The sequence below is a fragment of the Acinetobacter sp. 1294596 genome (assembly GCF_000582925.1).
GTDB lineage: Bacteria > Pseudomonadota > Gammaproteobacteria > Pseudomonadales > Moraxellaceae > Acinetobacter > Acinetobacter radioresistens.
The window spans coordinates 1-1,397 of sequence record NZ_JFCC01000098.1 but is presented as its reverse complement, the minus strand read 5'-3'; the positions used below and the strand labels follow the sequence as shown (position 1 = coordinate 1,397).

2 protein-coding genes and 2 tRNA genes are annotated in these 1,397 nt (G+C 42.5%); 3 read left to right on the top strand and 1 reads right to left on the bottom strand.

Annotation, left to right across the window (positions count from 1 at the left end; all coding sequences use genetic code 11):
* The coding region (locus tag J502_RS15985) for an imidazoleglycerol-phosphate dehydratase (protein ID WP_034682949.1) at positions 1-377 on the bottom strand (377 nt) is incomplete at its 3' end.
* 104 nt (positions 378-481) lie between these two features.
* Here J502_RS15985 and J502_RS15980 point away from each other — a divergent pair.
* The 3 genes from J502_RS15980 (at position 482) to J502_RS15970 (ending at position 1,300) form a co-directional block, all read left to right on the top strand.
* A complete protein-coding gene (locus J502_RS15980; RefSeq protein ID WP_005024167.1) occupies positions 482-859 on the top strand; it encodes an acetyl-CoA sensor PanZ family protein in 378 nt (125 codons plus the stop codon).
* Between the two features lie 166 nt (positions 860-1,025).
* Positions 1,026-1,101: transfer RNA gene (locus tag J502_RS15975), tRNA-Phe, on the top strand.
* Positions 1,102-1,224: 123 nt separating this feature from the next.
* A tRNA-Phe gene (locus J502_RS15970) sits at positions 1,225-1,300 on the top strand.
* Positions 1,301-1,397: the final 97 nt, after the last annotated feature.

Genomic DNA, 1,397 nt, shown 5'->3' with positions numbered 1-1,397 from the left:
GCACGGGTAAATGGAATATCCATAAACAGACCCGGACGGCCAGAGAGATCGACTACAACACGTGACAGTGATTCATCCAGTGGCGCATAAAAGTGTCCATAGCGGCGCAATCCCTTTTTATCACCCAGTGCCTGGGCAAAAGCCTGACCTAACGTAATACCACAATCTTCTACTGTATGGTGGTCATCAATTTCCAGATCACCATCACAATGAATATCAATATCAAAAAGACCATGACGCTTGATTTGATCAATCATATGATCTAAAAAGGGAATGCCAGTATTTAAGGTGCCCTGACCCGTACCATCAAGGTTGAGACGAACTCGAATCTTGGTTTCGTTAGTATTTCTTACCACTTCACTGATACGTTGCGTCATGGACACATTCCTCAAAAACGTCAAAAATGTTTGATGTGAAAACTTGCGCTGTGTTGATCAAGGTCAAAGCCACAGCATATTAGATTGCTCAGGAGGGTTAATCAATGCCTATTACCGTACATGCTCATACTTCTCTAGAAAATGCAGAAGTCCGCAGTCAGCTTGAGCGATTGTATGACACCAGTCCCGAATTCGGAGACGGGCAGGATGCGGTCGAGCAACTTGAACAGCATCTGGCCCAGTATACAACGTTGTATACAGCAGAGTTTAATACCAAAATTATAGGTGCAATCTGGTGTACGGGACAAGGGGAGAGTAAGACTCTGGAATATATCGTAGTACATCCGGCAAATCGCGGTCGTGGAGTTGCTGAACGTCTGGTCAGTGAAGTCTGCCGCTATGAAGAGGCAAAAGAAGTCAAAAGGTTTGACCCAGGCTGTGGGGCTATCCATCGTTGCTTGGCACATCTAGGTAAACTGTAAAGATATAACTAGGCAAATATAGCTTAAGAGGATGTTAAGTTTATTAGTCTCGCTATTACTGCTTGTTCAATCTTTTTGATTTTGCATGAAAAATAATCTTTTAAATATTTTTATAAAGGAAAGACTTGACGATCAGTTAATTAGATTGTTTAATACGCCCCACATCGGCGCGATAGCTCAGTCGGTAGAGCAACGGATTGAAAATCCGTGTGTCGGCAGTTCGATCCTGCCTCACGCCACCATATTTGTGTTTTCAGTCCCTGATCCCATCAGGGATTTTTTTTGCTTAAAATATATGCATTTAAACTAAAAAAAACTGATTTTTGTTGACTCTTGCCAGCAGATACGGCTTAATACACCTCATCGGCGCGATAGCTCAGTCGGTAGAGCAACGGATTGAAAATCCGTGTGTCGGCAGTTCGATCCTGCCTCACGCCACCATATTTGAAAAGCCCCATATACTGTATGGGGCTTTTTTTATGCTGATTAAAAATGATGAATATAGCTAAAGGGCAAAATCAGCGGTCTTTATTAATAT